The sequence below is a fragment of the Halanaerobium polyolivorans genome (genome assembly GCF_020711195.1).
Lineage (GTDB): Bacteria > Bacillota > Halanaerobiia > Halanaerobiales > Halanaerobiaceae > Halanaerobium > Halanaerobium polyolivorans.
On record NZ_JAJFAT010000046.1, the window covers coordinates 1 to 919 of the forward strand.

Here is a 919-nt window from a genome sequence, read left to right on the forward strand (position 1 = left end):
AAGCTGGTATGCTAATATCAGTGGAGCCGTTGGTGGGATACCACCCTTTCTACAGCGGAATTCTAACTGGAGGCCATACAACTGGTCACAGGACATTGTCAGGCGGGCAGTTTGACTGGGGCGGTCGCCTCCCAAACAGTAACGGAGGCGCTCAAAGGTTCCCTCAGTGCGGATGGAAATCGCACGAAGAGTGTAAAGGCAGAAGGGAGCTTAACTGCGAGACAAACAAGTCGAGCAGGTACGAAAGTAGGACTTAGTGATCCGGCGGTATAGTGTGGAATTGCCGTCGCTCAACGGATAAAAGTTACCCCGGGGATAACAGGCTTATCTCCCCCAAGAGTTCACATCGACGGGGAGGTTTGGCACCTCGATGTCGGCTCATCGCATCCTGGAGCTGAAGCAGGTTCCAAGGGTTGGGCTGTTCGCCCATTAAAGCGGTACGCGAGCTGGGTTCAGAACGTCGTGAGACAGTTCGGTCCCTATCCGTCGCAGGCGGAGGATACTTGAGGAGAGCTGTCCCTAGTACGAGAGGACCGGGATGGACACACCGATGGTGAATCAGTTGTTCCACCAGGAGCATAGCTGAGTAGCTAAGTGTGGGAAAGATAAACGCTGAAAGCATCTAAGCGTGAAACAAACTCCAAGATAAGGTATCCCACTCTGTTAAAGAGTTAAGATCCCTTAAAGATGATAAGGTAGATAGGCCGGAGGTGTAAATGTAGTAATACACTGAGCTGACCGGTACTAATAGATCGAGGGCTTAATCATTTATTTCCTATATGTATCTTTGATTGTACAGCTTTCCGGTGGTAATTGCGGAGGGGCAACACTTGTTCCCATTTCGAACACAAAAGTTAAGTCCTCCAGCGCCTATGGTACTGCATTGGTAACGATGTGGGAGAGTAGGTCTCTGCCGGAT

Annotated in this window: 2 rRNA genes; both read left to right on the forward strand. The window is 50.4% G+C overall.

What is annotated here, in order from left to right:
• A 23S ribosomal RNA gene (locus LJ207_RS12245) occupies positions 1 to 768 on the forward strand; the annotation flags it as partial.
• A 34-nt stretch (positions 769 to 802) separates the two neighbouring features.
• Positions 803 to 919: ribosomal RNA gene (rrf, locus tag LJ207_RS12250) — 5S ribosomal RNA — on the forward strand.